This is a genomic window from Neisseria sp. P0009.S007 (assembly GCF_051962515.1).
This window is the reverse complement of record NZ_JBQCVF010000342.1, coordinates 1-1,398: the sequence shown is the minus strand read 5'-3', so window position 1 is coordinate 1,398 and position 1,398 is coordinate 1. Positions and strand designations below refer to the sequence as shown.

Sequence of the window (1,398 nt, the reverse complement as noted above, 5' to 3'; positions counted from 1 at the left end):
CTGGTACGCTGGCATGAAAGCTATCTGCTGCGTCCCGATGCCGGCCATATTCCGGTTTCCAACCTTTACGAAGTATTCATCTTGTTCTTGGTCATTACGGCGCTGATGTACCTCTATTACGAAGGCCGTTTTGCCGTACAAAAACTGGGTGGCTTTGTCTTCAGCTTTATGGCGATTGTGGTCGGATTTGTCTTGTGGTACAGCGTTTCACGCGAGGCGCATGCCATTCAGCCGCTGATTCCTGCTTTGCAGTCTTGGTGGATGAAAATCCACGTTCCGGCCAATTTTATCGGCTACGGCGCATTCTGTATCGCCGCCATGCTGGGTATTGCCGAACTGCTGGCACTCAGAAAAGAAGATGCAGGCAAAAAATCATGGCTGCCGCACTCGCAAGTCATTGAAGAAGTCATGTACAAAGCGATTGCCGTCGGTTTCTTGTTCTTTACTATTGCCACCATTCTCGGCGCATTGTGGGCAGCCGATGCGTGGGGCCGCTATTGGAGCTGGGACCCGAAAGAAACTTGGGCATTCATCGTTTGGCTGAATTACGCTATCTGGTTGCATTTGCGGCTGGTAGCAGGTTGGCGCGGCAAAGTGTTGGCTTGGTGGGCGGTTATCGGCCTGGTCATTACCGCCTTTGCCTTTATCGGCGTGAATATGTTCTTGAGCGGCCTGCATTCTTACGGCACATTGTAAGCAGCTTATCCCGCACTTTATTTCAGACGGCCTTTTTCCGTTTTCGGAGAAAACGCCGTCTGAATCGTTTTTAATCATTTTTTTCAAACGGCCTCAAACCATGTTGGTATTAGGAATTGAATCATCTTGCGACGAAACCGGCGTTGCGCTCTACGATACTGAGCGCGGCCTGTTGGCGCATCATTTGCACACCCAGATGGCGATGCATGCCGAATACGGCGGCGTTGTCCCCGAATTGGCCAGCCGTGACCATATCCGCCGTGTCGTGCCGTTGACGCAAGGTTGCTTGAAGGAAGCAGGCGTAGGCTATGCCGATATTGACGCGGTTGCCTTTACGCAAGGCCCGGGTTTGGGTGGCGCATTGCTGACCGGTTCAGGCTTCGCCAATGCGTTGGCATTTGCCATCGGCAAGCCCGTTATCCCCGTTCACCATCTTGAAGGCCATTTGCTCTCGCCCTTATTGGCAGACGATAAGCCTGAATTTCCATTTGTCGCTTTGCTGGTGTCGGGCGGGCATACACAATTTATGGCTGTACGCGGTATCGGCAATTACACCTTGCTGGGTGAAAGTGTGGATGATGCGGCAGGCGAGGCATTTGATAAAACGGCCAAGCTTTTAGGCTTGCCTTATCCCGGCGGTGCCAAATTATCCGAGCTGGCCAAACTCGGCACGCCTGATGCCTTCACATTCCCACGTCCTAT

General features: G+C 52.5%; 2 protein-coding genes. Both read left to right on the top strand.

Features of this window, described 5'->3' with window-relative positions; genetic code table 11:
- On the top strand, positions 1–696 hold a 696-nt coding region (gene ccsB / locus ACTHS3_RS13095; protein WP_440368139.1), incomplete at its 5' end, for a c-type cytochrome biogenesis protein CcsB.
- A gap of 100 nt (positions 697–796) precedes the next feature.
- Positions 797–1,398: tRNA (adenosine(37)-N6)-threonylcarbamoyltransferase complex transferase subunit TsaD (locus ACTHS3_RS13090; protein ID WP_440368138.1), on the top strand; the 602-nt coding region annotated here is incomplete at its 3' end.